This window comes from Actinomadura meridiana (assembly GCF_039537545.1).
Taxonomy (GTDB): domain Bacteria; phylum Actinomycetota; class Actinomycetes; order Streptosporangiales; family Streptosporangiaceae; genus Spirillospora; species Spirillospora meridiana.
Map to the genome: position 1 here is coordinate 97,361 of NZ_BAABAS010000018.1, position 25,815 is coordinate 123,175.

A 25,815-nucleotide genomic window follows, 5' to 3' on the forward strand; every position below is an offset into this window, starting at 1 on the left:
CGGGTTACATATTCGACGTGACTCCCAGGTTTACGAAACTTTCTCACCTCCGCCAAGATCTCCTTTCCTCCTTCGTCGTGTTCCTGGTCGCGATCCCGCTGTCGCTGGGCATCGCGGTCGCCTCCGGCGCCCCGATCGCCGCCGGGCTGATCGCCGCCGTGGTCGGCGGGATCGTCGCCGGATCGATCGGCGGCTCACCGCTCCAGGTCTCCGGGCCCGCGGCCGGGCTGACCGTGCTCGTCGCCGGGCTCGTCGACACCTACGGCTGGCGCGCCACCTGCACGATCACGATGCTCGCCGGGCTGCTGCAACTCGCGCTCGGCGCCAGCCGGGTCGCGCGCACCGCGCTCGCCGTCTCCCCCGCCGTCGTCTACGGGATGCTCGCGGGCGTCGGCGTCGTCCTCATGCTGGCGCAGGTGCACGTCGTCCTCGGCGGCACCCCCCAGCAGTCGGCGCTCGACAACCTGCGCGAGCTGCCCGGACAGCTGGCGCACCCGCACACCCATCCGGCGCTGCTCGGGGGGTTGACGGTGCTCGTCCTGCTCATCTGGGCGCGGCTGCCGCGCGGCGGATGGCTGCGGCTCGTCCCCGGCCCACTGCCCGCCATCGCCCTCGCCACCGCCGTCGCCTGGTCGCTCGGCTGGAACGCGCGGCGCGTGGAACTGCCCGACACCCTCCTCAGCGGATGGCACGCCCCCGCCCTTCCGGACGGCTCCCCGCACGGCATCGTCGGCGCCGTCGTCTCCGTCGCGCTCGTCGCGGCCGTCGAGTCGCTGCTGTGCAGCGTGGCGATCGACCGCAGGCGTCCCGCCGGGGTCGCCCGCGCCGACCTCGACCGCGACCTGCTCGGCCAGGGCGCGGGCAACGCGGTGTCGGGGTTCCTCGGTGGGCTGCCGATCGCGGGCGTGATCGTCCGGAGTTCGGCGAACCTGGAGGCGGGCGCCCGCACCCGCGTGTCCACGATCATGCACGGCGTGTGGGTGCTGGTGCTGGCGCTGGCGTGCGGCCCGCTCATCGAGCAGGTGCCGCTGTCCGCGCTCGCGGCACTCCTGGTGGTCCTCGGGTTCCGGCTGATCGACACCGCCCGCATCCGTGATCTGCGCCACCACCGGGAGGCGACCGCGTACTTCACGACCCTCGGCGGCGTCGTCGTCCTCGGGCTCGGCGAGGGCGTGCTGCTCGGCGTCGGCATCATGGCGATCATGGCGCTGCGGCGGCTGACGCGACTGTCGGTCCGCGCGGAGCATCTCGTCCCGGCGCCGGACGACGGGCCGGTGCCGCCCCGCGTGCACGTGGTCGTGGCGGGCACGCTCACGTTCCTCGGGGTGCCGAAGCTGACGCGCCAACTCCAGGACGTACCGCCCGGTGCCCACGTCGACCTGGACCTCGACGTCGACTTCATGGACCATGCCGCGTTCGACGCCGTCCACCAGTGGCGGCTGGCGCACGAACGGCACGGCGGCAGGGTCGACATCGACGAGGTTCACGAGGCTTGGTATGAAAGGGCTGTGACAGGAGACATGTCCGCACCACGTAAAACACCCCCGCCCCCTGCCCGCTGGTGGGCGCCCTGGGCGAATCGGCGGCGGCGTTCGGAGGCCGAGTTGGACGCGCCGGAGGTGTCGCCCGCCGCCGTGCTGCTCGCCGGTGTGCAGGAGTACCACGGCCGCACCGCCCGGCTCGTCCGGCCGATCATGGCCGAGCTGGCGATGGAGCAGAAGCCCCAGCACCTGTTCATCACCTGCGTGGACTCGCGCATCGTGCCGAACATCATCACCGCCAGCGGGCCCGGCGACCTGTTCATCAACCGGAACGTGGGGGCCCTCGTCCCGCGGCACGGCTCCCGGACGCCCGACGACTCCGTCGCGGCGACCGTCGAGTACGCCACCAACGTCCTGGACATCCGGACGATCACCATCTGCGGGCACTCCAACTGCGGCGCGATGGCCGCGCTCCTCGCGGGCGGCACCGAGGTGGAGCATCTGACGGGGCTGTCGCGGTGGCTCAAGCACGGCAACCACAGCCTGGCCCGGTTCCTCGCCGAGGAGCCGCCGCCCGACACCGACGAGCCGCCGCTCACCCGCCTCTGCAAGATCAACGTGATGCAGCAGCTGGACAACCTGCTCACGTATCCGTGGCTCAGGGAACGGGTCGAGTCCGGCGAGATCGAGCTCGTGGGCCTCTACCTCGACCTTCAGTCCGCGCGGGTGGAGATCCTGGATCGTTCAGCGGGGACGTTCGCCCTCGTCCCGGACGCGCCCCCGCGCCGTTCGACACGCGCCTGAACCCCGCTTCCAAGAATGCGCGTGGGCCGTCCCCCCGCCCGGACGGCCCACGCTCTCCACAGTGGCTCTGGCACCACCGCGTCCCCCGGTCAGCGCGCCACGTCGCCCCCGATCGTGGCGCCCGACGTGTCAGGTCACTCCGCCAGGGCTCCGCCGCGGTCATCGGCCAGCGGGACGAACTCCTGGTCGCGCGTGGTGTCACGGACGTACATCCCCGTCACCCGGCGCGCACGTCGGGCGCGCCGATCCGACGCCGGCAGGAACAGCGCGTCGCACCGGCTGGCGCGCGAGAAGTCCCACAGGTACACGAAACCTGTCAGCACCCCGACGAGCACGAGGGCCACGAACGCGATGACGATCATCAGTGCTCCTCTCCACGGGGCTCAGCACCGGCCCCGCGTCGTCACCGATCAAGGCGATCAGCTCTTACTCGAACGGTAAGCGCGCCGTTTCGAACCTTCTGTGTCATGTGCCCCAATCAAGTTGAGCCGCATGCCCCTCCACCCCCGGTCTCAGAACGGCGCGCCGGGCGGCGCCGAGGTCGAGGACGCGGCCGGACGCGCCGATGCCACAAGGGCGCTCCCACGTGGGCCCCGGGGTGGGGGACGCGACGTCCCACCTGTCAGGAAGGACTCATCGGGGCCATTGTCGGCACAGTCAGAATTACGGCGGCGAGCACCATGATCATCGCAGTTTCGGCTTTACCGGTGCCGGTAATCCAAACGCAGGAAATCCACGCCTAGAACCGTCTATCGGCGCGCCGCCCATTGCAGGCGTGAAGGCCCTTTCCGACGGGCCGTCCTGGCCTTTGGATCAGGGGCGGGGAGGGCGGACGAGTCGGCCTGTAAGCCGGGTTTTGTGCCCGTCGCCCCGGAGGGCGACGGGTGACGGCCATCCATCTCGGACCGCCGTTGCCGGCGGCCTCCAGCGGTCTACCCGCAGGCTCGGGCGAGCAGCCCTCAGACACCTGCGCGGAGCCCTGGCGGGCCCCTTCTTGACCTTGCTCCGGGTGGGGTTTACCGAGCCGCCCACGTCACCGTGGGCGCTGGTGAGCTCTTACCTCACCGTTTCACCCTTACCGCCGGGCGTACCGGCGGCGGTCTGCTTTCTGTGGCACTTTCCCGCGGGTCGCCCCGGGTCGGCGTTACCGACCACCCTGCCCTGTGGAGCCCGGACTTTCCTCGACGGGAATCGCTCCCCGACGCGGCCGTCCGGCCGGCTCGTCCGCCGTCCTCCAAGGTTAGCGGGTCGCGCGGGGCGGTTGTTCCGCTCAGGTCTCCAGATGGTGGACGTCGTTGTAGGCGCGAAGGGTCGCGGGGCCATCGGCATACCAGTCGATGGTGGAAATGGCCCCCACGTCCAGGTGCATCCGGTACAGGGCCGATATCGGCGCGCCCAAGGCCTCCTTCACCAGAAGCTTGATGGGCGTGACGTGCGAGACCACCAGGACCTTTTGCTCGCGGTAGCGGACCCTTAGTTTGTCCAGGGCGGTTCCGACGCGGCGGGACACGTGCGTGAAGCTCTCCCCGCCGGGCGGCGCGGCGGCCGGGTCGGCCAGCCATGCCGTCATCTCGGCGGGCCACTTCTCGGCCGCCTCGCCGAACGTGAGGCCCTCCCACGCGCCGAAGTCGGTCTCGCGGATGCCGTCCTCGACGCGGACGTCCAGGCCGGTGGCGGCGCCGACCTCGGCGGCGGTGTCGCGGCAGCGGGACAGCGGGGACGTGACGATCGCGTCGAGGCCGCGGTCCTTCAGCACGAGGGCGGCGGCGCGGGCCTGGGCCACGCCGTTCGGGGTGAGCGGGATGTCGCCCGTCCCGGCGAAGCGCCTGTCGGTCGACAGCGGCGTCTCGCCGTGCCGCAGCAGAATCGTCGTCAGCGGGGTCGCGGAGGGTGTCGTGGTGAAGGAGGGCGGGGGTTGCGGCTCCTCGGGGGTCTCCTCGCGGCGGACCCAGTGCTCGCCGCGCGCCGCCGCGTCCATGGCCTCGTTGGCGAGCCGGTCGGCGTGGGCGTTGCGGTTTCGCGGGATCCAGCCGTAGGTCACCGAGCCGAGGCCCGCCGCCAGGTCGCGGGCCCGCATGGCCAGCGGGATCATGTCCGGGTGCTTGATCTTCCAGCGTCCGGACATCTGCTCCACGACGAGCTTGGAGTCCATCCGGGCCTCGACGCGGGCGGACGGGTCGATCGCGGCGGCCGCCTCCAGCCCGGCGATCAGGCCCCGGTACTCGGCCACGTTGTTGGTGGCGTGCCCGATCGACTCGGCGACCTCCGCGAGGACCTCCCCGGTGAGCGCGTCGCGGACGACCGCCCCGTACCCGGCCGGGCCGGGGTTGCCGCGCGACCCGCCGTCCGCCTCGATGGCCAGCCTGCGCGAGGTCACAGGCCCGACTCGGGGGTCCGGACGAGGATGCGGCGGCACTCCTCGCAGCGGATGACCTCGTCGTCGGCCGCCGTCCGGATCCGGTTCAGGTCGACGGTGTTGAGCGCCAGGTGGCAGCCCTGGCACGCGCCCCGGTACAGCTTCGCCGCGCCGACGCCGCCGAACTGGCCGCGCAGCTTCTCGTAGAGGGCGAGCAGCTCGTCGGGGACGTCCTTGGCGACGGCCGTGCGGGCGGCGGTGGTCGTCCCGGCCTCGTCGTCGATCTCCCGCTCGGCGGCGTCGCGGTTCCCGGCGACGCCGGTCAGCTCGTCCTGCGCGGCGGACCGGTCGGCGCGCAGCGCCGCGACCCTGCCCTCCGCCTGCTCGCTGCGCTCCATGATCTCCAGCACGACCTCCTCCAGGTCGGACTGGCGGCGGTGCAGCGACTCGATCTCCGCCTGGAGGCTGCCGAGGTCCTTGGCGGAGGTCACCTGCCCGGAGTCGAGCCGCTGCTGGTCGCGGTCGGCGCGGGTGCGGACCTGCTCGACGTCCTGCTCGGCCTTCTTCTGCTCCCGCTGCAGATCGCCGACCTCCGTCTCGGCGGCGACGATCGCGTCGCGCAGCTCGGTGAGGCGGCCCTCCAGCCGCTCGATCTCCGCCAGCTCCGCGAGCGTCCGGCGGCGGTGCGCCAGCCGGTCCAGCGAGGTGTCGAGCTCCTGCAGGTCGATCAGGCGGATCTGGGCCTGCGGTGCGGCTTTCACCGAGAACCTCCCGTACGGACGGCCGATCCCTCACGGTCCCCTGGGTACACGACGGACTCCGGCGGTGTTTGACTCAAATCGACTCCTGCTCAAGGATCATCCGGCGTGATGGCGCCACGCGTCGGTGACGAGCGTGGACACCCGTGTCTCCAGCTTGCCCGCCTCCGCCGAGGCCGCGGTCAGGGACCGTTCGGCGGTGGCGAGCCAGGGCCACTCCGTCGCCCAGTGCGCGGCGTCCACCAGGGCGGGCCCGCCGTGCTCGGCGAACTCCGACGCGGGGTGGTGCCGCAGGTCGGCGGTGAGGTAGACGTCGACACCGGCGGCCCTCGCGGTGTCGAGCAGCGAGTCGCCCGCGCCCCCGCACACGGCGACGGTGCGGACGGGACGGTCCGGGTCGCCCGCCGCGCGGACCCCCCACGCGGTGGACGGCAGCCCCGCGGCGACCCGGTCGGTGAAGTCCCGCAGCGTGAGCGGCGCGTCCAGCTCGCCGATCCGGCCGAGCCCGCGGCGGGGGTCGTCATCGGCCGGGAGCATGGGAAGCAGCGGCCCGATGAGGCCGACCGCCCGCGCCAGCGCGTCCGACACGCCCGGGTCGGCGCGATCGGCGTTGGTGTGCGCGGTGTGCAGCGCCACCCCGTTCACGATCACCCGGTGGACGAGACGGCCCTTCGGCGTGGTCGCGGCCACCGAGTGCACCCCGCGCAGGAACAGCGGATGGTGCGTCACGACCAGATCGGCGTCCCATTCCAGTGCCTCGTCGACCACGGCGGCCACCGGATCGACCGCGAACAGCACCCGGCGGACCTCCTGGTCGGGGTCGCCGCAGACGAGCCCGACGGCGTCCCACGGCTCGGCCCACGACGGCGGGTAGAGCTCCTCGAGCACCGCGATGACATGGGATAGACGCACGTCCCGCAGGCTATCGCGCCGAGCACCCGGCAACGAGCGTCACCCGAAGGTGCCCGGGTCTGAAACGATGGGCGGGGGCACCACGACCGAGAGGAGTATGCCATGTCGGCTTCCGCCGCCGCCGCGGAACCGGAGCCCGCCGAACCCACCGCGCGACGCCCGCACATGCCCGGCTACGGCGTGCAGGGGCCGGACGAGGGCACCGGCCTGCTCCCGTGGTCGTGGGCCGTGGAACGGCTGCGCGCCACGCGCAACTTCTGGCTCTGCACCGTGCGGCCGGACGGACGCCCGCACGCGATGCCGGTGTGGGGCGCCTGGGACGGTGCGGCCCTGCTGTTCAGCAGCAGCGTCCCGTCCCGCAAGATGGCGAACCTGCGGGCGAACCCGCAGGTCGTCGTGACGACCGAGGAGGCCGAGGAACCCGTCGTCATCGAGGGGCACGCGGAGATCCTCACCGAGAAGCGCGACCTGCAACGGTTCATCGACCTGGTCAACTCCAAGTACTCCACCCGATATCGTGTGGACTTCCTGGACCCCGAGGTGAACGCGACCGTCGCGGTGCGGCCACAGCAGGCGTTCGGGCTCCACCAGGGAGACTTCACCGGCTCCCCGACCCGGTGGTCGTTCGCCACCTGACCGTCCTCCGGGGGATCAATTCGGAGACTCACCGCGTTGGAGACTGTGTGAAGTCACCCTTTCGTCGCCGCAAGCGCGTCAAGGGCCGTCCCATGGGCAACCGCCCTGAGCAGCCGGCCGAGCACGAGACCGTCGAATGGCCCCGCGACGGGACCGGCAAGTCGACCATGATGGGCGCCATCCGCGGCGACGGGAAGACCGGCGCGGGCTTCGGCGGCGGCATGTTCGAAGACCTCGCGTCCGTGTTCGAGGGCTCGAAGCGGGTCAAGGTCGAGGAGCAGGAGCGGCAGCGGCTGCTCCGCGAGGACGACCACGAGCAGGCGGGCGGCTCCGGCTCCGTGCGCGACGACCTCGCCTCGGGCAAGATCCGCATCCGCCGCGACGCTCCCCGCCCCGACTGACTTCGAACACAGGTTCGACTTCGGGTTATTCTGCGCTGGTGAGCACCCACGTTCCGCCCGGCTGGCCCTCGCAGGTGCACCCGCCGGGCTCCGACCGCTTCGAGGACACCGCCCTCGCCTGGCTGCTGGAACTCGTCCCTCCCGAGTACCGGCGCTACGGCGTGCTGCGCCGCTACCCCCTCGCCCTCGCTCGGATGGCCCGCCACCATGTCGGCGCGTCCGTCGAGGCGGCCCGCGAGGGTTTCCGCACGGCCCGCGTCGACCTCGGCGGCGTCGTCCCGCCGCACGGCATCGAGTCCGTCCTGGACACCTACCGCCGCGAGGGCGCCCGCCTCGTCACCCTCCTCCAGGGCATCGAACTGGTCGAGACGGCCCTGCGCGGCCTCGCCGAACCGGACGACCCCACCCATCGGCGCCCCTTCACCCCCAAGCTGTGACCGTCCCGTTGACGCTGAGTCGCGACGTGCGCAAACCTTGACCTCACCCGACGGGAGGCGGAGTCCGGTGAGCGCACCACCCGGCTGGTACCCAGACCCGGAGCTGATGGGCCGCGAACGCTACTGGAACGGCCAAACCTGGACAGACCACTCCCGCCCCTACGAGGGCCAAGCCCGCCACCGCCCCAACCCCCCACCCACACCACCCCGACCTGCGCAGCCGCGCCCTGCTCCACCCGCACCGGCGCAGCCCAATTCCGCCGGATCCCGTCCCGCGCCGCCGCGATCCGCCCTGCCCAGACCTGCGCCGCCCGTCGCCTCGCCGACCCCGGCCGTGCCGCCCGATTCGGCGCCACCTCGCCCTGTGTCATCTCGGCCCGGACCACCTGGGCCCGCACCACACGGACGTGTGCCGCCCCAGCCCGCATCCTCTCGGCCCGTGCAACCTCGGCCTGGGCCGCCCGGGTCTGCGCCGTCCGGCTCAGTGGCGGCCCGATCCACGCCGCGCGGGCCCGCATCGCCCCGGACTGCGCCGCTTGGGGGTGTGTCGTCGCCTGCGGCTGGGGCGGCGCGGGCGGTGGGGGCTTCTCAGGGGACGCCGCCTGGTTCGGGTGGGCGGCTTTATCTGCCTGCGGGGCGGTCGGAGGACGTTCCGCGAGGTGGGGGTGGGCGGCGGCGGGTGGCGGTGGGTGTTGTTGTTGGGGTGGAGGGTCTGGTCGTCGTGGTGCTTGCTGTTGGGGTGGGCGTGGGGTGGACGGTTTGGGGTGCGGTATTGCCGTTGGTTGTTTGGGGTGTCTTGTTGGTGGCTCCGCTGGGGGCTCGGGCCGTGTACGGGTATCGGGAGCCGACTGCGGAGGAGCGGGCGCGGGTGGAGATGCCGTGGCGGGAGGTTCAGCGGCGGGCGGGCGGTGGTGTGTATCGGCTGTTGGTCGTCGAGTCGAATGAGTTGAACGCTTGCGCGCCGTTCGGGCGGACGGTCGCGGTCACGTCCCATGCGGCGCGGTCGTTGCCTCCGGCGCGATTGGCCGGGGTGCTCGCCCATGAGTTGGGGCATTCGCTTGGTTGGCGGGCGGGTCCGGCGTTCGTGCGGGTGCAGGTGACGGTGCCGGGACGGGCGTTGGCGTGGACGCTTCGCACGCCGTGGTCCCTGGTTGTTTCGTTGTGGAAGCGGGCCGTGGCATGGCACAGGCCGATCGGGTTCTTGGGTGTTTTCCTGATGGCTTTGGTCGCGATGGCGGTAACGGTCGTGGTGGTGGTGCCCGCGTTGGTCGCGCGGGTGGTGCTGATGGCCGGGCGCATGGTCGCGGGACGGCCGGAGTCGCGGGCGGACGCGGCGGCCGTCCGGATGGGGCTTGGTGCCGATCTTGTGGCGGCGGTCGAGCACCATATCGACGGCACCGATCCTGCGAAGAGGATGCCGCTTCCGTTGATTCGGCGGGCCGAGGGGTTGCGTCGCAGGCTGGGCTGAGTTCAGCCGTGACCGCCGAAGAGGGGTGGTGGGCCGCCCTCGCCGGGTGGACGGTGCGGTGGGTTTCCGCGCGGGCCCGATCGGTGGTCGGGTGGCGCGCCGGGGTCGGGTGTGAGTGGTGCGCGGGGTGGGGGCGGCGCGGGTTGTGCGGCCCATTGGGGTGCGGTGGGTGTGGCCCATGGGGTGGGCTGGCCGGGAGCGGGGAGGGCGGCTTGTGGCGGAGGTTCCGGGAGGGCCCCGGTGGCGACGCGGTCCAGCGTGATGATGGACGGGTCGCACTCGACGGGCGTGAGGGTCCGTCCGCCGCCGGGCGCCGACTCGACGAGCAGGAGGGCGTGGTCGGGGAGGTGCTGGAGCGAGACGGGTTCGACGGCGTACTCGTAGACACGCTGCGTCGTGTCGGCGTCGCTCCAGTTGGTGCCTTCGGCGTAGGCGTAGGCGGCCGACCAGTTGCGTGAGGTGGACGTGGCGGTCCCCTCGGTGTCGCTGCTGCTGGTGGAGCCGCCCCGGTTGCGTCCGCGCTGGTGGGACGTGGAGCGGTCGGGGAACATCCCGAACATTTCGCCGCCGGAGTAGTTGGTGCCTGACGACTGGTTCGTCCCCCAGTTGCTGGACGTGCCCGTCGTCCGGCTGCTGCTCAGGGTCTCCGAGTCGGACTCGCCCTCGGTGTCGGTGGACGTGTGCGACTCGTTCCCGCCGATGTTCTTGGTGATCTGCGACAAGACGAACCGGTGTTCGCGTCCGATGAAGTCGGCGGCCCGGGACGCGTCCTCGTGGTTGCCGAGCCGCATGAACGCGACGGCCCCGCCGCCGATCATCTCCGCCGAGGTTTCGCGCAGCCGCCGGAACAGCAGGGTCAGCGGCACGCCGCGCCGTTCGCAGGCGTCCGAGAGGCGTTCCAGGTGGCGGCGGGCCAGCTCGTCCGCCCCGGCGACGATGAGCGCGGGCGTGGCGTCCTGGGACGCGGTGATGCGATGCGTGACCCACTGCACGATCAGGTCGGTGAGCAGTTCGGACCGGACGTTGCGGGCCTGACTGTCCAATGCGATGCACGTCAGGTAGCCCGGGCCGTCGACTTTCGCCGGTTCGGTACCGAGGCTCTCCAGCGGATGCACGTAGGACTCGATCCGCGACAAGTTCGCATGCGCCTGGCGACGGTACTCCACGGTGAACAGTTCGTTCCCTATGCGCCGCCGCTCATCGCGGGTCAGGGCGTCACCGTCGTCTGGTTCGCCCATCAGAGCGCGGAGCGACGCGGCGATCCGACCGAGGGTGACGTCGTCGCCGAGCGCGCCGCACACGGTGGTGAGGATCCGGTCGTCCATGCTGCGCTCGGCGCGTGCGGCGTCGGGTGTGCCGCCGTGCATGGACTCGACGATCGCGTCCACGAGGTCCTGCGGCGGCAGGTCGGTCAGCAGGCGGGCCGACGGCTGGCGGCTCGGGAGTAACTGCACGTCCACCGCCATTCGCGCCTCCCGCGACAGTTCGGCCAGTTCCCGGCTGACGACCTCGCGGGACAGGTCCAGCACGAGCAGCGGCTGGACGGCGAGGGTCGACGTCCCGTAGGTGGTGAGCAGCGCCTCCCACGCCCACAGCGTCCCGCCGAACACGTCCAGGCGGCGGGCCGGACGCGGGACGGCGCCCCATTCGGGCAGCGCGTCCAGCCGGACGCGTTCGGCGGCGTCGTGCGCCTGTCTGCGCGCCCGCCACTGGCGGGACTGGTCCTGATAGCCGTTCGCGTTCTGCCGTTGGGCCAGGTCGTGGGCCTGCCGGGCGCTCTGCCGCTGCCGGACGGACCAGGTCGCCAGCACCGCGCCGGGCGAAGCGACGATCCCGCCGAGAACCAGCATCCCGAGCGGGACCCCGCTCGGGATCGTGGACGCGGCGGCCCCGCAGGCGGCGAGGACCACCAGGAGGGCGGCGGCGGTCAGGCTCATCGGCAGCGTCCGGCTCAGGTGGCGGTGCGCGAGCCGTTCGGTCTCGGTGACGCGGCGGGCCAGGTACTCCGGCAGCGCCCGCTGGTGCGGCGGCGCCTCGGCGAAGGGACGCAGGAACCACCAGCGGTCCCGGAACACCCAGCCGAGGCGGGGATCGGGGCTGAAAAGCCGTTCCACGCGCGTCCGCGGCCCTCCGTGCTCGACGGGTCCACCCCTCACGACGCTGAACTCCCGTTCTGTTCGGATTCCGGGTCAATCGGCACGCGAGTCTGCGGGGGGCTGCGCGGCGATGCGCAAACCACCCAAGCAGATTGACACAGGACTTGTCAGGCCCTCCGCGCGGTTTCGGCCTTCCCATCGGGCGTCTTGCTCAATAGCCTGACTGGCCATGGCCGTGGATCGGGATGGGAGCGCAAGGAGAATCGACCGTGCGGCGCCCGGCGCGGAGCGGGCGTCCGCGCCGCCGCCCGACCGGCCCGGCGCCGAGGGCGCTCCGTCGCGGGCCGCGAGCCGGGCCGCCGCCCGCGCCACCGGCGGTTCCGACCGCCGCCCGCTACCGGAGCCGGTGCCTGAGCCGACGCCTGAGCCGGTGCAGCCCGAGTGGACACGGTTTCCGCAGGTGACCGACCATTCCGGGTTCTCGTTCTCCGAGCGCGAGTTCGCGTTCGCCGACGTCACCCCGGAGCAGGCATGGGACATGCACACCCGACGTTCGCCGCTCGGTTTTCGTCCCGAGCAATGGGACAGATGCGTCGCCGAACTGCGCGCCGCATTGACCTCTGATGGTTGCGGCGACGCCGAAGTCCGCCTTCGGGGTCCGGGTGCGCGGTTCTGTTCGAGTGATCAAATGAAATGGTTTCCCCAGAACGAGAATGAATTGCGGTCCAGGGTCATTCGGCGGAACCGTGGCATGTCGGACGACGAACGGCTGCGGCGGGCCGACAAGGCCGTCGCGAAATACCGGACGGCCGGGTTCTCCCGCGAGCGGCCCAGTCCGATCGCGCCGTTCTTCGACAGCATGTACAAGCTGGGCATCGCCGAAGAGCCGGACGGCTACGAGTTCGGCATCGCGACCGCGGATCTCTCCGGTCGGTTCCACGACCTGGAGCGGGCGGCCCCGGCGCTGCACGACTGGTCGAGGCGCTGGGAGGACGCCACCGGCCGCACGCTGACCCTGTCGGAGGGCGTGGGCCCCCGCGACGACGCCTGGATCGTCGTCGAGCCGGAGGGCGAGAACGGCTGACATGTGGGACGTGGTGCGCGGCCTCCCGGTGTGCCGCCTGCTGGAGGTGCCCCGCCCGGACGGGACGGACGGCCGCGACGAGTGGCGCGACCAGCGGCTCGCCGCCCTCGTCTCGGCGTACCACGCGGGCGGCGACCCGGCGCTGGTCGGGTGGCGGCGGGCGCGGGCGTCCGGTCCCACGGAGGTGTTCGTCGGCGGGGACGGCCTCCTCGCCGACACCGACGGGAAGTACGCGACGCTGAGCCTCCCGGCGGGCGGACGCGGCGTGCCCGTCCCGGACGGGATCGCCCGCGATTCCATGCCGCACTGGGTGAGCATCGGCGCCATCACCGATGGCCTACTCGAAGACGACTCCCCCGCCGAACCCGCCAGGCCGTCCTTAGAAGACGGTCTCCTGTCGGTATGGACGCGACCGTTCGCCTGGCTGCTGGTCGCCGAACCGATCGCCCCGGACGAGGCGGGACGCATCGCCGACGACCTCGCCGACCGGCAACAGCGCGCCCGGTCGATGGCGGAACTGTCGCCGGAGGAGTCGGTCGCGGCCGTCCGCATGGAGCGGCGGCACCGCGAGTTACGCCAGGCCGCGACGTCGGGGCTGTGGCGGGTGCGTCTGATGGCGGGCGCGGAGACCGCGCGGGAGGCGGCGCGGGTCGCGGCGCTGGTGTGCGCGTCGGCCGATCTCGGCGGGCTGCCGTACGCCCTGGTGCCCGGGGCGGCGGGTCCGTTCGAGGCGAGCACGCAACTGGTGGCGGCTGTCGCGCGTCCGCCGGTGCGGGAGGTCGCCGGGGTCAGGTTCGTGATGCGGCCCGAGTTCGACGTGACGCCCGAGTCGGGGGACGAGGGTGTCGGCCTCGGCCGGGTCCTGGACCGCGATCGCCGCGACGTCGGGCCCATGTCGGTGCCGCTGTCCAGTCTGAACCGGCACACGTTCGTGTGCGGCGCGACGGGCGCGGGCAAGTCGCAGACCGTCCGGGCGCTGCTGGCGGAGGCGTCGCGCGCCGGGCTGCCGTGGCTGGTCGTGGAGCCCGCGAAGGCCGAGTACCGGATGATGGCGGCGCGGCTGCCGGACGCCGAGGTGATCGCGATCCGGCCCGGCGACACCGAGGCGATCGCCGCCGGGATCAACCCGCTCGAACCGGCGACGGGCCCGGACGGGCGGCCGTTCCCGCTCCAGACGCACGCCGATCTCGTCCGCGCGCTGTTCCTGGCCGCGTTCGACGCGGAGGAGCCGTTCCCGCAGGTGCTGTCGGCGGCGCTGACCCGCTGCTACGAGCGGCTCGGCTGGGACCTCGCGCTCGGCGAGCCGTCCCGCCCCGGCACGGCGCCGCGCTACCCGGCGCTCGCCGATCTCCAGGCCGCCGCCGAGCAGGTCGTCACGGAGATCGGCTACGGGCAGGAGATCACCGACAATGTGCGCGGGTTCATCCGGGTCCGGCTGTCCAGCCTCCGGCTCGGCACGACGGGACGGTTCTTCGAGGGCGGCCATCCGATCGACTTCGACGCGCTGCTGGCGCGCAACGTCGTCCTGGAGATCGAGGACGTCGGAGACGACCGCGACAAGGCGTTCCTCATGGGCACGGTCCTGGTCCGGCTCGTGGAGCACCTGCGGATGCGGCAGCGGCGGGACGGCGGCGCCGGGCTGCGCCATCTGAGCGTGTTCGAGGAGGCGCACCGGCTGCTGCGCCGCAGCGAGCAGGCCGGGCCCGGGTCGCACGCGGTCGAGACGTTCGCGAGCCTCCTCGCGGAGATCCGCGCGTACGGGGAGGGGCTGATCGTGGCGGAGCAGATCCCGTCCAAGCTCGTCCCGGACGTCATCAAGAACACCGCCGTCAAGATCGTCCACCGGCTGCCCGCGAAGGACGACCGGGACGCGGTCGGCGCCACGATGAACATCACCGACGCCCAGTCGCAGTTCCTGGTGACGCTCACGCCCGGCGAGGGCGCGGTGTTCACCGACGGCATGGACTACCCGCATCTGGTCCGCATGCCGGACGGGACGCACCTGGAGAAGGACGCGCCGGTCGCGTCCCCGCGCGCGCTTGTGAGCCCCCGGAGCGGAACCTGCGGGACGGACTGTCGCGACACCCCCTGCACCCTCCGCGACATGCGGACGGCCCAGCGCGTGGTGGCCGACCGTCCGGAACTGGTTCTGTGGGCGGAACTGGCCACGGTCGCGCACCTGACCGGCTGGGGCCCTCCGAAGCTGGACGCCTCCATGCTGGACGGCCTGTCCCCGCGCCTGCGCGAGTGCGCCCTGTCGCACGCGGTCGACGAGGCCGTGGCCACGCGCGGCGCGCCACCCGGGCTCGCCGTCCATCTCGTCGCGGTCCTTCACGAAGGGCCCTGCACCGGCGACGAGTCCGAATACTTCGCGGCCCCTTACCGCTGGTGCCTCGTCCTGGAGGAACTCCAGCAATCACACCAGGCGACCCCTGACGCGGGCAGGCATCCTCGTAGCGACGAATGGGCGTCCCACTACCGGAGGACCATTCCCGGTGACGCGCTGGCCGACCAGCTCGGTCATGTCACCGCGTGGTGGGAACGCGACCAACGCGACCAGCACGCGCGTTCCACCGTGCTCTGGGGAGGAACCCCTTCGGCCATCGAAACCGCCGTGGGCGCGCTCCGCACCGACACCGACTGGCCCGACCGTTTCCGTGCGGCCACGGCCGGATTCGGCGACACCGCCGGGCTGCTGGCACCCTTCGTCACCACACCGGACGACGATTCTCATGCATGATGGAGATCATGGGGGTTCTGGAGCAGGTGGCGCCGAATCTGGTCGATGTCCTCCGCCGTGACATGTGGTGGATGGGCTGGAACACCCTTCTGGCCTGGATACCGGTGGCACTGGCCTGGGCGCTCTTTCGCGGTCGGCAACTGTCCCGGTCACCATTCTGGTGGGGCGGGCTCGTCCTTTTCGTGCTCTTCCTGCCCAACGCTCCGTACGTGGTGACCGATCTGGTCCATCTCCGCACGGACATCGTGGCGGCCGACAAGGGCGGCCCGGTGGTGACGGCCATTCTGCCCGTCTACGCGCTGCTCATCGGGTCCGGTTTCCTGGCCTACTACCTGGCTCTCGGCGCGGCGCTCCGGCACCTCGCCCGCGTCGGCCTCGGCGCCTGGCAGGGGCGCGTCACGATCGCCGCGCACGCCCTGTGCTCCGTCGGCATCTTCCTCGGACGCTGGGCCCGCCTCAACAGCTGGGAGCCCGTCGTCGATCCGCACGCCGCCGCCGAACGGATCGTCGTCCAGCTGACGTGGACGTGGGCGCCCGTGCTGATCCTCGGCACCTTCGCGGTGACCTGGCTGTGCCACTTCATGACCAGGGCCATCGCCGAGGCGTCGTTCGACGCGACCGTCCGGAGCGTCCGGCGCCTGCACGCGACCGTCACGTCCCGGCCTGCCCCGCGCTGACGTTCCGGGAGTTGTCCGCTGTTACTGGGCGGGCGGTGCTCCCGGGGGCTGCTGGCCCCACTGCTGACCGGGCTGCTGTGCTTGATGCTGTGGGGTCTGGTGCTGCTGCTGGGGCACCTGGTACTGGTACTGCTGCTGAGCGGGCTGCCCGTACTGGTACCCCGGCGTCTGCCCCGGGAGCGCGGCCGGAGTCGTGTTCGGACCGGACGCGTGCTGGAAACCGAGGCCGACGAGGATCAGCGACATGCCGATGAGGATGAAGTTGAGCATCGACGCCAGCTGCAACTGGATCTCGCCCTTGTTCTCATCGGGATCGTCCACCTTCGACCCCGCCACGAAGGTGGCGAAAAGCGCGAACGCGATGATCAGAAGGCCGACCGCGCAGAAGATGATGAAAACCGGGCTGATCTTCTTTCCTGACATGCCGTGCACCATACAGAGAAACCGCACGGAGATGGACCGCTCACCCCGAACCGGACCCGCGCAATGTTTCCAGGCGGTCGGCGGCCTCCGTGGCGCCTCCCGCCTCGGCGAAGGAGTCGCGGACGCGTCCGGCGGCGGCGCGATGGGGGCCGTCCGCGATGACGGCGGCGAGCGCGGCCCGTAGGTCGTCCGGGCGGGCGTCGGCGAACGGGACGGCGACACCGGCGCCCGCGGCCTCCACCCGGCGGGCGATGACCGGTTCGTCGCCCCGGACCGGCGCCACGACCAGCGGCACTCCACGCGCGAGGGCCTCGCAGACCGTGGAGTGGTCGCCGGGACACACGACCGCCGACACGTGTTCGAGCAGCTTGAGCGGCGGGACGCGGTCGCGGACGAGCACGTTCGGCGGCGGGTCGGTGAGCGTGCCCGGCGGTGCGACGACGATCGCCTGGACGTCCAGGTCGCGGACGGCCTCGACCGCCGTGCCGAGGAACCGTTGGGCGGACGGCCCGTCCACCGAGCCGAGTGAGACAAGCACGGACGGACGGCCGTCCAGCAGGTCCCAGGGGAACGCGCCCGGTGCGGGACGGCCGAGCGCGGGCCCGACGAAGGCGAAATGGCCCGGGAAGAACGAGACGTCCCCGATGAGGGCGCCGGTGGAGAACACCAGCACCAGACGGTCGGAGAAGCGCAGGTCGAGCAGCTCGTCGATGCCGTGGTCGAGCTGGAAGCCGCCGATCTGGTCGCGGACCCACTCCTCGGTCTCCGGCTCCCCGGCGAGCGGGCGGGTGAACTCCGCCGGTGTCGCCGCCGCCGTGGCCCAGGGGATCTCGCTGTGCCGGGCGGCGACGGGGGCGGCGAGGGCGAGCTGGTCGGCGACGACGACGTCCGGGCGGAACCGGTCGATCGCCTTCCCTACGCCCGCCATCATCGCGTGGCCGAGCGGGACGACGAACTCCTCCCAGTGGAAGCGCAGGGCGGCGAGGCCGCTGAGGTCCGACCAGTCGCGGTGGATGCCGGGCAGGCGCGTCCCGAACGCGCCGTCGACGGAGTCGTAGACGCGGGAACCGGGACGCAGCCGCGGTTCGAGGGACGCCCGGTGGCCCGTCCAGGCGACCTTGTGGCCCCGGCGGGCCAGTTCGGCGGCGACCCCGGCCGCCGGGGCGACATGCCCGGTCAGCGGCGGGACGGCGAACAGGAACCGGCGTTCCGGCACCTTCGCGCGGCGGATGCGCGGGTCGTCGAGCAGGGACGGGACCTGGCGGCGGCGGGTGCTCGTCCGGGTCATGTGCGGGTCTCCTCCATGTCCGTCGTGTCCGGGCCGCCGTCCGCGACCGTCCAGGCCACGACGTGCCCGTCGATCTCGCGTGTCTCGACCGTCGTGACCGTTCCGTGCGCGGCGATGAGGAGCCGCTCGGCGTCGGCGACGGTCACGACCGGTTCCGAACGGCCCGATCCGGGCTCCGTCGCCTGGAGAACCGCCTGTTCCGCCGCGCGGAGCCGTGCGCCCTTCTCGTTCTGGGCGAGGCCGATGCCGGTCGGTTCGCGGCCCGTTCTCACGAGGGCGACGCCCAGTTCGGCGTCCGAGGCGATGGAGATGGTGAGCGGCTCGTCGAACGGGCCCGTCACGGTCGGCCCTTCGTGGACGGTGAGTTCGGCGGGGAACAGGGGCCCGTGACCGTTACGCCACAGGTGGTCGCGGACGGCGTCCTTGGCGGCGATGCGTCCGAGCAGCCACGGGCCTTGCGCGAAGGGTGGAAGTGCTTCGTACTCGGCGCGTTCACCAGCGCAAAGGTACTGGCGCATGAGGAGGTCGCGTGACGCGGTGCCGTCCCAGCGTCTGCGGGCCAGGCACCAGCCGCCCGGTTGCGGTTCGCCCGTTCCCGACACCTCGGCGGTGAACTTCATCCGCCAGAGGGCTTCGTCCGTGTAGAAGCGGTGCGTTGTCCATCCGTCGATGCGCGCCCACACCGTCCCGTCCTCGTGGACGAGTTCGGCTGAGCACCGCATGGTCGTGTCGGTCAACGACTGGTTCCAGACGGTCGTCACCAAGCGTTCGCCTGGCGACGGGAGCGGGCCGTATAGGGAGAGCCGCTCGACCGCTACTGGGAACACGGTCTGGTTGGTGTCGCCGTACACCTGGATCCAGTGGCCGCACAGTTGCCCGGCGCTGTCCAGGAGCGCGCCCGGCGCGGGGAGTGCGGTCAGCAGCGCGCGGACGCCGTCCTCCGCGAGAGCCGTGATCTCGGTGATCCCCTGGAAGCGCGGGCCATGAAACATCCAGCGTTCCTCGTAGAGCCGTTCGGCGGTGACGATCGGCGGGCCTTCGACGGTCAACGGGGTGCGGTCCGGGGCCGGGGGCGTCGGGTGGTGGTCGGCGAGGAGCACCGTCCCGTCCGCATGGCCTTGGACGACGACTTTGACCCTGCGCGGACGGTCGTGTTCCTCAACGAGGTGCGTGCGGATGTCGGCGGTGGTCGGCGGGGCCGCCGTGATCCAGCGGACGGCGCGGACTTTCTCGAACCCGATGACCACCATGCCGGGCAGCAGGCCGCGTGCCGCGCCGGCCAGCACGTCCAGCAGCGTGGCCAGCGGAACGATCGGAAACCTGTCCGACATGTCGGTCCAGCCGGGCGCCTGGGGGAAGACGCAGTAGTCCTCCAGGTAGGGCATGGTGTCGAGCGAGAAGACGTGGGGCACGATCGGCTCCACCGCCACGGGCGTCGCGCCCGCGTCCGGTGCCTCCTCGGCGCGGCCGGGCGGTGCTGGGGGACGATCGCCGAGCGCGTCCAGGACGGCCTGCGCCCCGTTCGCCGCGTCGCTGAGGAGCGCGTCCAGCTCGGCCATGACGAGATCGTCGGCCGTGAGCGCCGAGACCTCCGACGCGGGCCCCGCCACGGTTTCGGACGCGAGCCGCAGGGGCGGGACGGCGCCGTCCAGCCTGACCAGCGGGGTGCCAAGGTCGAGCCGCACGCCCACGGACGGGGACGGCGACGCGCCGTGCCCCTCGGCCCACAGCGCGGCCATGACGCGCCTGAGTTGCGACGTTCCGCCCTGTTCCGGCGTGCCCGCGGCCACGACGAGGTGGTCACGGTCTCCGAGCGCGTCGGCCACCAGGCCCACAAGGTTCTCTGGGCCGACCTGCACGAACACCCGCACGCGCTCGGCACGGTACAGCTCGTCGATCAGCTCGCCGAACCGGTCAGGCTCCGGGCCGGGAACGTCAGGGACCTTGCGGTCGAGGTCCCGGACGGTCTCCTCGATCGCGGCTGCGTCACACGGGCCGGTGGCGACGATCGCCGTCCAGGGGAGCAGGAACGCCACGCGCCCGCCGTCGGCCAGCAGCGGACGGGGCGAGAACCACACATCGCTACGGCCCCGCCAAGCGGTGCCGCTCTGGACGACCGCCCGCGCCAGATCGAGCCTGCGCGGCGTGGGTGCGACCACGGCGAGACGACACGGGAGGTCGGGGACATCCTCAGACGTCCGCGCCAGCAGGTCCTCGTCGGGCACGCCCAGCAGGACGGCCAGCTCATCCTTGGTTCGGGCGGCCAGCCGCAGGACGCCCTCGTCTGGCGTCGCGGTGCTGGGGCTGGGGCGTCGTGTGCGGCGGGCGGCGTTCGGCGGGGGCTCCTCCAGGATCACGTGCGCGTTCGCGCCGCCGAATCCGAAGGCGTTGACGACGGCGCGGCGCGGGCCGCCATGCCGCTCCCACTCGGCGGCCTCCCGGACCGGCCGGAGCCTGCCGTCCGCCAGCGCCGGATGCGGATCGTCCACATGCAGCGTCGGCGGCAGGACGCCGTCGCGCAGCGCGCACGCGGCCTTGATGAGTCCGGCGATCCCGGCGGCGGGCATCGCGTGTCCGATCATCGACTTGACGGTGCCGAGCCCGATCGGCGGCCCGCCGGTCCCGAAGACGCGGCGCAGGGTCGCCAGCTCGGCCGCGTCGCCCGCCGGTGTCGCGGCGCCGTGCGCCTCGACCAGCCCGACCGCGCCCGGCTCGGCCGGGTCGAGACCCGCCGCGCGCCAGGCCCGCTCGACCGCGAGGACCTGCCCGGCCATGAGCGGCCCCGGGTCCGCAGCGGCGCGCCCGTCGCTGGCCGATCCCGCGCCGAGGATGACCGCGTACACGTGGTCTCCGCCGCGTTCGGCGTCCGACAGCCGTTTGAGCAGGACGATTCCGGTGCCCTCGGCGAGAAGCGTCCCGTCTGCGGCCCGGTCGAACGGACGGATCGTCCCGGTCGGGCTCAGCGCACGCATCTGCGTGAACATCCCCCAGACCGTCGCGTGCTGCGCGTGGTGGACGGCGCCCGCCAGCATCGCGTCGACCTGTCCGCTGCGCAGCGCCCGCACGGCGTGCTCGACCGCCAGCAGCGCCGACGCGCACGCGGCGTCCAGCGTGTAGGCGGGGCCGCGCAGGTCGAACCGGTCGGCGATGCGGGCGGCGGCGAGGCTCGGAACCAGCCCGGACGGGTCGCCAGGCCCGTCCGGGTCGAGACGGTCGCGGAACGCCCGGCGGATCTCGTCCAGCCGCCGTTCCCCGAGTTCCGGGACCAGTTCGGCGAGGACCTCCGCGACCTGGTGGGCCGTCCGGACCCGCTGGTCGAACCGCGCCGCACCCGCCGTGAGATAGCCGCCCCGCCCGATGACCACGCCGACGCGCGACCGGTCGGGCAGCCGTTCGGCGCCGCCCGCGTCCACGATCGCGTCCCCCGCCGCCCGCAGCGCGAGCAGTTGGTCGGGTTCCATGCCGGGCACCGCCGCCGGGGCGATCCCGAACCGTGTGGGGTCGAATGTGGCCACCTCGTCGACGAACCCGCCCCGCTTGCAGTAGAACCGGTCGCTTTCCGGAGGGCGTTCGTAGGCGTCGGCGTCGTAGTAGAGCGCGGGATCCCAGCGGGCGGCGGGCACATCGGTGATCGCGTCGACCCCGGTCAGGACGTTGTGCCACAGTTCGGCCGCCGACCCGGCGCCGGGGAACACCGCGCCCGCGCCGACGATCGCGATCGGCTCCCGGTTCTCGCTCACCGGTCGCCCCCCGCGAACACGACCTGCGTCTCGTCGCCGTGCGCGATCTCCCGGAGCAGCGCCGTGGCTTCGGGTGGCGGCGTCCCGGCGTCGGCCCACGGGCCCCAGGCGGTGACGACGACGCGGCCGCGCAGCCTGGTCCGCCACACGTTCGCGAGGGTGCCGCAGGCGTCGTCGGCGGCCGCGCGGTCGGCCCGTCCACGGTCGCCCGGCGCACCGGCGAGGACGGCGAAGAACCCCAAATCGGGACGGACCGCCTGGACGAGCGCGGACGCGCCGTCCACCTGCGTGCGGTACACCCTCTCGAACGACTCGGGCGTCGCGTCCCCGGCGTCGCGGTCCTGGGCGAATCCGGCGCCGTGCACCACGCCGTCGAGCCGCCCGTGCCGCGCGTAGACGCCGTCGACGACGCCGCGCACGGCCCTCGGGTCGCGCACGTCCGCCGCGTGGTACCGGACGGACGCCGCGTGCTCCCGCACCATCGCCAGGGTCCGTTCGGTCTCGCCTTCTCGTCCCATGACCTCCACGTGGCAGCGGGTCGTCCGGGCCAGTTCGCGGGCGATCCGCGCGGTGACGTCGCACGCGCCGCCGGTGAGGAGCACGACGCCGTCCGGGCCCACGGGCGGCTCGGGCTCGCCGTCCAGTTCCGCCGGGACGAGGCTCATCCCGTACCGCTGGCCGTTGCCGTGCCCGACGACGATCGGTCCGTCGGCGTTCAGCACCTCGGCGAGGATCCGCTGCGCGATCGCCCGTGGGGTGGCCTCCGTGTCGACGTCCACCGCCCGCACCAGCACCTCGGGATGCTCCAGCGCGACCGTCCGCGCCAAGCCCGGCAGGCCCGCGCCCGGTGCCGGATCTCCGGCGCCGCCGCCCTCGAAGCGCCGTCCGAACGTCCCACCGGCCCCGCTGGCGACGGCGAGCCAGCGCAGCCCACCCGCCAGCGCGCGCCGGACGCCCTCGTACATCCCCGGCAGCACCGGGGCCGCCGCCGGACGCAACGCCGCAAGCTGGATCAGCCCGTCGCAGGCGCCGTCGGTTTCGGGCAGGGTCCTGACCTGGGCTCCGAGGCGTCCGAGCATGCGGGCGAGTTCGGGCGCGATGCCGCATTCGTCGTCGACGATGTGGAAATGGCGTCCGGCGAACACCGTGCCCGATTCCGGTGGCGGTGGCAGCGCGTCCAGCTCCACGACCCGTGGCACCTGCCGGACGACCTCGCATCTTTCGGCGCGCGGCCACACCTGCCTGTCCGTCGTAGCGGCGGGACGCGGCGCGCGGACGGTCTCGCCCCGCTGGACGGGCCGGGGCGCGGGCACGGGCGGCCTCACCGCGCCGAGATGGCGGAGGATCACCGCGCGCTGTGCGGCGAGCACTTCGCGGCCCGCGCGCAGATAGTCGAGAACGGCGGCCGTCGTGACACGCGGACCGTCGTCCTGGGCCCGTTCAACCGGACGACGCTCGTTGATCACCCAGCCGGGCGCCCGCGAATCGCCGGAGCGGACGCGGGCGCCGCGTCCCGCGAAGAGTGACGGCGGGTCGACAGGAACCCCGGCGGCGGCGAGTTCGCCAAGCGCGCGCAGAAGGCGAACGACGCCGTTCTCGCCGGGAACGTCGCAGCTCACAGCCGTGTGCGGCCGCTCACCGAGGATCTGCCCGACAAGCCCGGTCAGGACGTCCCCGGGGCCCGTCTCGACGAAGACGCGGGCCCCCGCGCCGTACATCGTCTCGATCTGTTCGGCGAAGCGGACCGGGGCCGACACCTGACCGGCGAACGCGGCGGCCAGCGCGGCTGGGTCCGTCCCGTAGGGGGCGGCGGTCGTGTTCGACCAGACGGGGAAGGCCGGTGACCGCAGGTCACGGCGCAGCAGATCGGCGCGCAGCTCGGCCGCCGCCGCCGCGACGACCGGGCTGTGCAACGCGCACGCCGCCGGAACGCGCTCGGCGGGCAGCCCTGCGGCGGACAGCGCGCCCAACGCACGGTCGAGCCCCGCGGACGTCCCGGAGATCATGACCCGGCGGGGCGCGTCGTGGCCCGCGACGACGATCTCCGACAGGCCGTCGAGCACCGCCCGAACATCGCGGAGGGACGCGGCGACCGCCGCCATCCCGCCCGGGTCCGCACCGGCGGCGGCCAGGACCGCGTCGGCGCGGGCGGCGCCGAGGTCGACCATGTCACCGTCGTCGAGAACACCGGCGGCGCACAGCGCGGTCAGCTCGCCGTGCCCGTGGCCACCGGCGAGATCAGGGTGGACGCCGAGAGCGGTGAGCAGGCGGTGGACGGCCAGCCCGGCGATACCGAGCGCGGGCTGCGCGACACGCGGATCAGCCAGCTCGGCCCGCTGACGGCACGCCTCGTCGGGGGTGGACGCGGCGGGCGGGAACATCGCTTTCGCGTACCGTCCACCGGCGAGGCGGAGCAGCCGCTGAAGCCGGGGAAACGCGACGAAGAGGTCGGCGTGCATGGCGGGCCGCTCGCAGCCCTGCCCCGGGAACAGGAACGCGACCTGGCCCGGCTCACCCGACGGCTGCGGGACGAACACGCCCGGCGCCGGACGGAACCGCCCGGCGAGGTCCAGCTTGAGCCGCAGGTCGTCCGGCCCGGTCGCGACGAACGCCACCTGGAGGGGCCCGCCGAGGGCGGCCGCCGTCCGCGCGAGATCGCGGAGCCGGGGCGCCCCGTCCAGGAGCACAGCCAGACGGCCGAGTTCGGCGCGGGCGGCCGACTGGTCCGCCGCCCGGATCAGGAACAGCTCGGCAGGCCATTCGGCGAGCCCCGACACCGGCTCGGGCGCGCCCCCGTACCCCGACAGGACGGCGTGGAAGCCCACGCCCCCGTCCCCCGCCCCATTCAGCCCCGCATACCGTTCACCGGCCGGGACAGCCCAGGGCCGCGCGGAGCCACCGAACGCGAACGGGCCGCCGGGCGTCCACCCGAAGTCTCGCGGCGCGCCGGGCAGCACGCCCGCGTACAGCGCGTACGCCGTCTTGATGAGGCCCGCGAGCCCGGCGGCGCACCCGGTGTCCCCGATCTGCGCGGCGACGGACCCAAACGCGACACTGCCCGGAGCGGCGTCCGCGAAAGCAGAGCCCAGGGCGGCCTGATCACCGCCTTCATGCGCCTCGACGAGACCGACCGACGCGGGCGCGACACCCGCGCGCTCGTACGCGCGGCCGACGGCCCGGCACCGCGCCTCGCCACCGGCCCCGGCGACCGCCGCGACGACCGCGTAGATCCGGTCGCCGTCGCGTTCGGCGTCCGCGAGGCGCTTCAGCGCGACGCACGCGACGCCCTCGCCGGACACGACGTCGTCCGCGATCCCGTCGAACATCGCGCAGTGTCCGGACGGCGGCAGATGATCCTCGCCACCGTCGCGCAGCTCGGCGCCCCCGCACAACACCAGGTCGCTGGAGCCCACGAGCAGCTCCTTGCAGGCCGCGTCCAGCGCGGCGAGCGACGCGACCCCATCGGCGTCCACGCTGTACCCGACGCCACCCAGATCGAGCCGGTCAGCGATCACACTCGTGATCCCACCCGCGCAGGGACCCCCGGCACCGAAGATCACCGAGGTTCGGGAGCGGTCGAACGGCCGGTCGGCATATCCGGCGTCGCGCAGCGCGCGGCCCGCGACCTCCAGGGCCAGAAGCCGGATCGGTTCGACGCCGCCGGGGTCGATGCCGTAGGCGGCCGCGTCGAACGGGACGTCGGGCAGGAAACCGCCCCCGCCGATCGAGTCGGCACCGCCCACGATGGCGGCCCAGTACCCATCAACGTCACTGGCGCCGGGAAACAAGCAGGCCATCCCGATGATCGCGATGTCGGCGTCCGCCGCCATGCACTGCCCCCCGACGTCCCGTGCGGCTCGCAACAACGGTGCGCAACACTACGGTCGGCGACCCCCCGATCACCCTGACGACACACCCGGGAGAGCGCCGTTGTCGGTGCGGCAAAGGAACATTGGAACGTCCCTTGACACCCCGAAGAGGAAACCGCCCCGTCGGCGGGTCCTGGCTACGCTGGTGAGCATGATCGTGCTCTGTGGGGTTTCGTCGGGGACGTCCGCCCATGACTAGCGAAGGATCGTTCGAGTACGGGATCGACGGGCCGAAGGTCATCGTGGCCGGGATCGACGGGTCGGACACGTCCCTGCGCGCGGGCGCCTACGCCTGGGGCCTCGCGCGCCGCAGCGGCGCGCGACTGATCGCGGTGCATGTGGCGCCGATGTCGTCACTGTCCACCCTCACACCCGGCGGAGCCGCCGCCATGCGCGAGACATCCGACCAGATCGTGGCGGAGCTGCGCGACGAACTCCAGGCGGCCTCGGGACGCCAGGACGTCCGGCACTCCTTCCGCACCGAACAGGGCGACCCGTACACGGTCCTGGCCCGCGTCGCCGACGAGTCCCGCGCCGATGTCGTCATCGTGGGCGCGTCCGCGCAGGCGGGGCACCGCTTCATCGGATCGGTCGCCGTCCGCCTGGTACGCGCGGGCCGCTGGCCCGTGACCGTGGTCCCCTGAC

Annotated in this window: 18 protein-coding genes, 1 other RNA gene and 1 pseudogene; 10 read left to right on the top strand and 10 right to left on the bottom strand. The window is 72.9% G+C overall.

Features of this window, described 5'->3' with window-relative positions; all coding sequences use genetic code 11:
- Window positions 1–17 precede the first annotated feature (17 nt).
- The gene (locus ABD808_RS24665) at window positions 18–2,285 is read left to right on the top strand and encodes a SulP family inorganic anion transporter (protein WP_344900688.1); all 2,268 of its coding nucleotides are present in this window, start codon (window positions 18–20) and stop codon (window positions 2,283–2,285) included.
- A gap of 134 nt (window positions 2,286–2,419) precedes the next feature.
- Here ABD808_RS24665 and ABD808_RS24670 read toward each other — a convergent pair whose 3' ends face one another.
- From ABD808_RS24670 to ABD808_RS24690, 5 genes are all read right to left on the bottom strand, one after another.
- Window positions 2,420–2,647, bottom strand: coding sequence for a hypothetical protein (locus tag ABD808_RS24670; RefSeq protein WP_344900690.1), 228 nt, complete (start codon window positions 2,645–2,647; stop codon window positions 2,420–2,422).
- Between the two features lie 467 nt (window positions 2,648–3,114).
- Window positions 3,115–3,508, bottom strand: an RNA gene (gene rnpB, locus ABD808_RS24675) — RNase P RNA component class A.
- A gap of 47 nt (window positions 3,509–3,555) precedes the next feature.
- Window positions 3,556–4,662: a bifunctional RNase H/acid phosphatase gene (locus ABD808_RS24680; protein WP_344900692.1), complete on the bottom strand. Its 1,107-nt coding sequence runs from the start codon at window positions 4,660–4,662 to the stop codon at window positions 3,556–3,558.
- The gene (locus ABD808_RS24685) at window positions 4,659–5,402 is read right to left on the bottom strand and encodes a zinc ribbon domain-containing protein (RefSeq protein WP_344900694.1); all 744 of its coding nucleotides are present in this window, start codon (window positions 5,400–5,402) and stop codon (window positions 4,659–4,661) included. Before ABD808_RS24685 ends, ABD808_RS24680 begins: the two co-directional genes overlap by 4 nt.
- Window positions 5,403–5,498: 96 nt before the next feature.
- The gene (locus ABD808_RS24690; protein WP_344900696.1) at window positions 5,499–6,311 is read right to left on the bottom strand and encodes a Nif3-like dinuclear metal center hexameric protein; all 813 of its coding nucleotides are present in this window, start codon (window positions 6,309–6,311) and stop codon (window positions 5,499–5,501) included.
- Window positions 6,312–6,413: 102 nt separating this feature from the next.
- On the opposite strand from ABD808_RS24690, the gene ABD808_RS24695 reads away from it, so the two are divergent.
- The 5 genes and pseudogenes from ABD808_RS24695 (at window position 6,414) to ABD808_RS24710 (ending at window position 9,253) form a co-directional block, all read left to right on the top strand.
- Entirely contained in the window at window positions 6,414–6,947 is a 534-nt protein-coding gene (locus ABD808_RS24695) for a pyridoxamine 5'-phosphate oxidase family protein (protein ID WP_344900699.1), read from the top strand.
- Between the two features lie 47 nt (window positions 6,948–6,994).
- A complete protein-coding gene (locus ABD808_RS24700) occupies window positions 6,995–7,348 on the top strand; it encodes a DUF6191 domain-containing protein (RefSeq protein ID WP_344900701.1) in 354 nt (117 codons plus the stop codon).
- 38 nt (window positions 7,349–7,386) lie between these two features.
- Window positions 7,387–7,785 (top strand): hypothetical protein, encoded by a 399-nt coding sequence (locus ABD808_RS24705; protein ID WP_344900703.1) that lies wholly within the window; start codon window positions 7,387–7,389, stop codon window positions 7,783–7,785.
- A 67-nt stretch (window positions 7,786–7,852) separates the two neighbouring features.
- A pseudogene (locus tag ABD808_RS38595) lies at window positions 7,853–7,948 on the top strand (DUF2510 domain-containing protein); the annotation flags it as partial.
- A 639-nt stretch (window positions 7,949–8,587) separates the two neighbouring features.
- The gene (locus ABD808_RS24710) at window positions 8,588–9,253 is read left to right on the top strand and encodes a M48 family metalloprotease (protein ID WP_344900705.1); all 666 of its coding nucleotides are present in this window, start codon (window positions 8,588–8,590) and stop codon (window positions 9,251–9,253) included.
- A 2-nt stretch (window positions 9,254–9,255) separates the two neighbouring features.
- Here the strand turns inward: ABD808_RS24710 and ABD808_RS24715 are convergent, their stop codons facing one another.
- Window positions 9,256–11,367: a hypothetical protein gene (locus ABD808_RS24715; RefSeq protein ID WP_344900707.1), complete on the bottom strand. Its 2,112-nt coding sequence runs from the start codon at window positions 11,365–11,367 to the stop codon at window positions 9,256–9,258.
- A 211-nt stretch (window positions 11,368–11,578) separates the two neighbouring features.
- Between ABD808_RS24715 and ABD808_RS24720 the strand changes: the two genes are divergently transcribed.
- Genes ABD808_RS24720 through ABD808_RS24730 form a run of 3 tightly spaced genes read left to right on the top strand, consistent with a single transcriptional unit; the run spans window position 11,579 to window position 15,850 of the window.
- A complete protein-coding gene (locus ABD808_RS24720; RefSeq protein WP_344900709.1) occupies window positions 11,579–12,433 on the top strand; it encodes a hypothetical protein in 855 nt (284 codons plus the stop codon).
- 1 nt (window position 12,434) lies between these two features.
- On the top strand, window positions 12,435–15,173 hold the full coding sequence (locus tag ABD808_RS24725) for an ATP-binding protein (protein WP_344900711.1): 2,739 nt from the start codon (window positions 12,435–12,437) through the stop codon (window positions 15,171–15,173).
- Window positions 15,170–15,850 (top strand): DUF1361 domain-containing protein, encoded by a 681-nt coding sequence (locus ABD808_RS24730; RefSeq protein WP_344900713.1) that lies wholly within the window; start codon window positions 15,170–15,172, stop codon window positions 15,848–15,850. Before ABD808_RS24725 ends, ABD808_RS24730 begins: the two co-directional genes overlap by 4 nt.
- Before the next feature lie 21 nt (window positions 15,851–15,871).
- Here the strand turns inward: ABD808_RS24730 and ABD808_RS24735 are convergent, their stop codons facing one another.
- The 4 genes from ABD808_RS24735 to ABD808_RS24750 are packed head-to-tail and all read right to left on the bottom strand — an operon-like array spanning window position 15,872 to window position 25,131.
- Window positions 15,872–16,273 carry a hypothetical protein gene (locus tag ABD808_RS24735; protein ID WP_344900715.1) on the bottom strand — a complete coding sequence of 134 codons (402 nt, stop codon included), beginning with the start codon at window positions 16,271–16,273 and terminating at the stop codon, window positions 15,872–15,874.
- Window positions 16,274–16,313: 40 nt separating this feature from the next.
- On the bottom strand, window positions 16,314–17,561 hold the full coding sequence (locus tag ABD808_RS24740) for a glycosyltransferase (RefSeq protein WP_344900717.1): 1,248 nt from the start codon (window positions 17,559–17,561) through the stop codon (window positions 16,314–16,316).
- Window positions 17,558–21,301, bottom strand: coding sequence for a beta-ketoacyl synthase N-terminal-like domain-containing protein (locus ABD808_RS24745; RefSeq protein WP_344900719.1), 3,744 nt, complete (start codon window positions 21,299–21,301; stop codon window positions 17,558–17,560). Before ABD808_RS24745 ends, ABD808_RS24740 begins: the two co-directional genes overlap by 4 nt.
- Complete coding sequence (locus ABD808_RS24750) at window positions 21,298–25,131, bottom strand: SDR family NAD(P)-dependent oxidoreductase (protein WP_344900722.1); 3,834 nt, start codon at window positions 25,129–25,131, stop codon at window positions 21,298–21,300. Before ABD808_RS24750 ends, ABD808_RS24745 begins: the two co-directional genes overlap by 4 nt.
- Before the next feature lie 230 nt (window positions 25,132–25,361).
- Here ABD808_RS24750 and ABD808_RS24755 point away from each other — a divergent pair, with 230 nt between their 5' ends.
- The gene (locus ABD808_RS24755; RefSeq protein ID WP_344900724.1) at window positions 25,362–25,814 is read left to right on the top strand and encodes a universal stress protein; all 453 of its coding nucleotides are present in this window, start codon (window positions 25,362–25,364) and stop codon (window positions 25,812–25,814) included.
- Window position 25,815 lies beyond the last annotated feature (1 nt).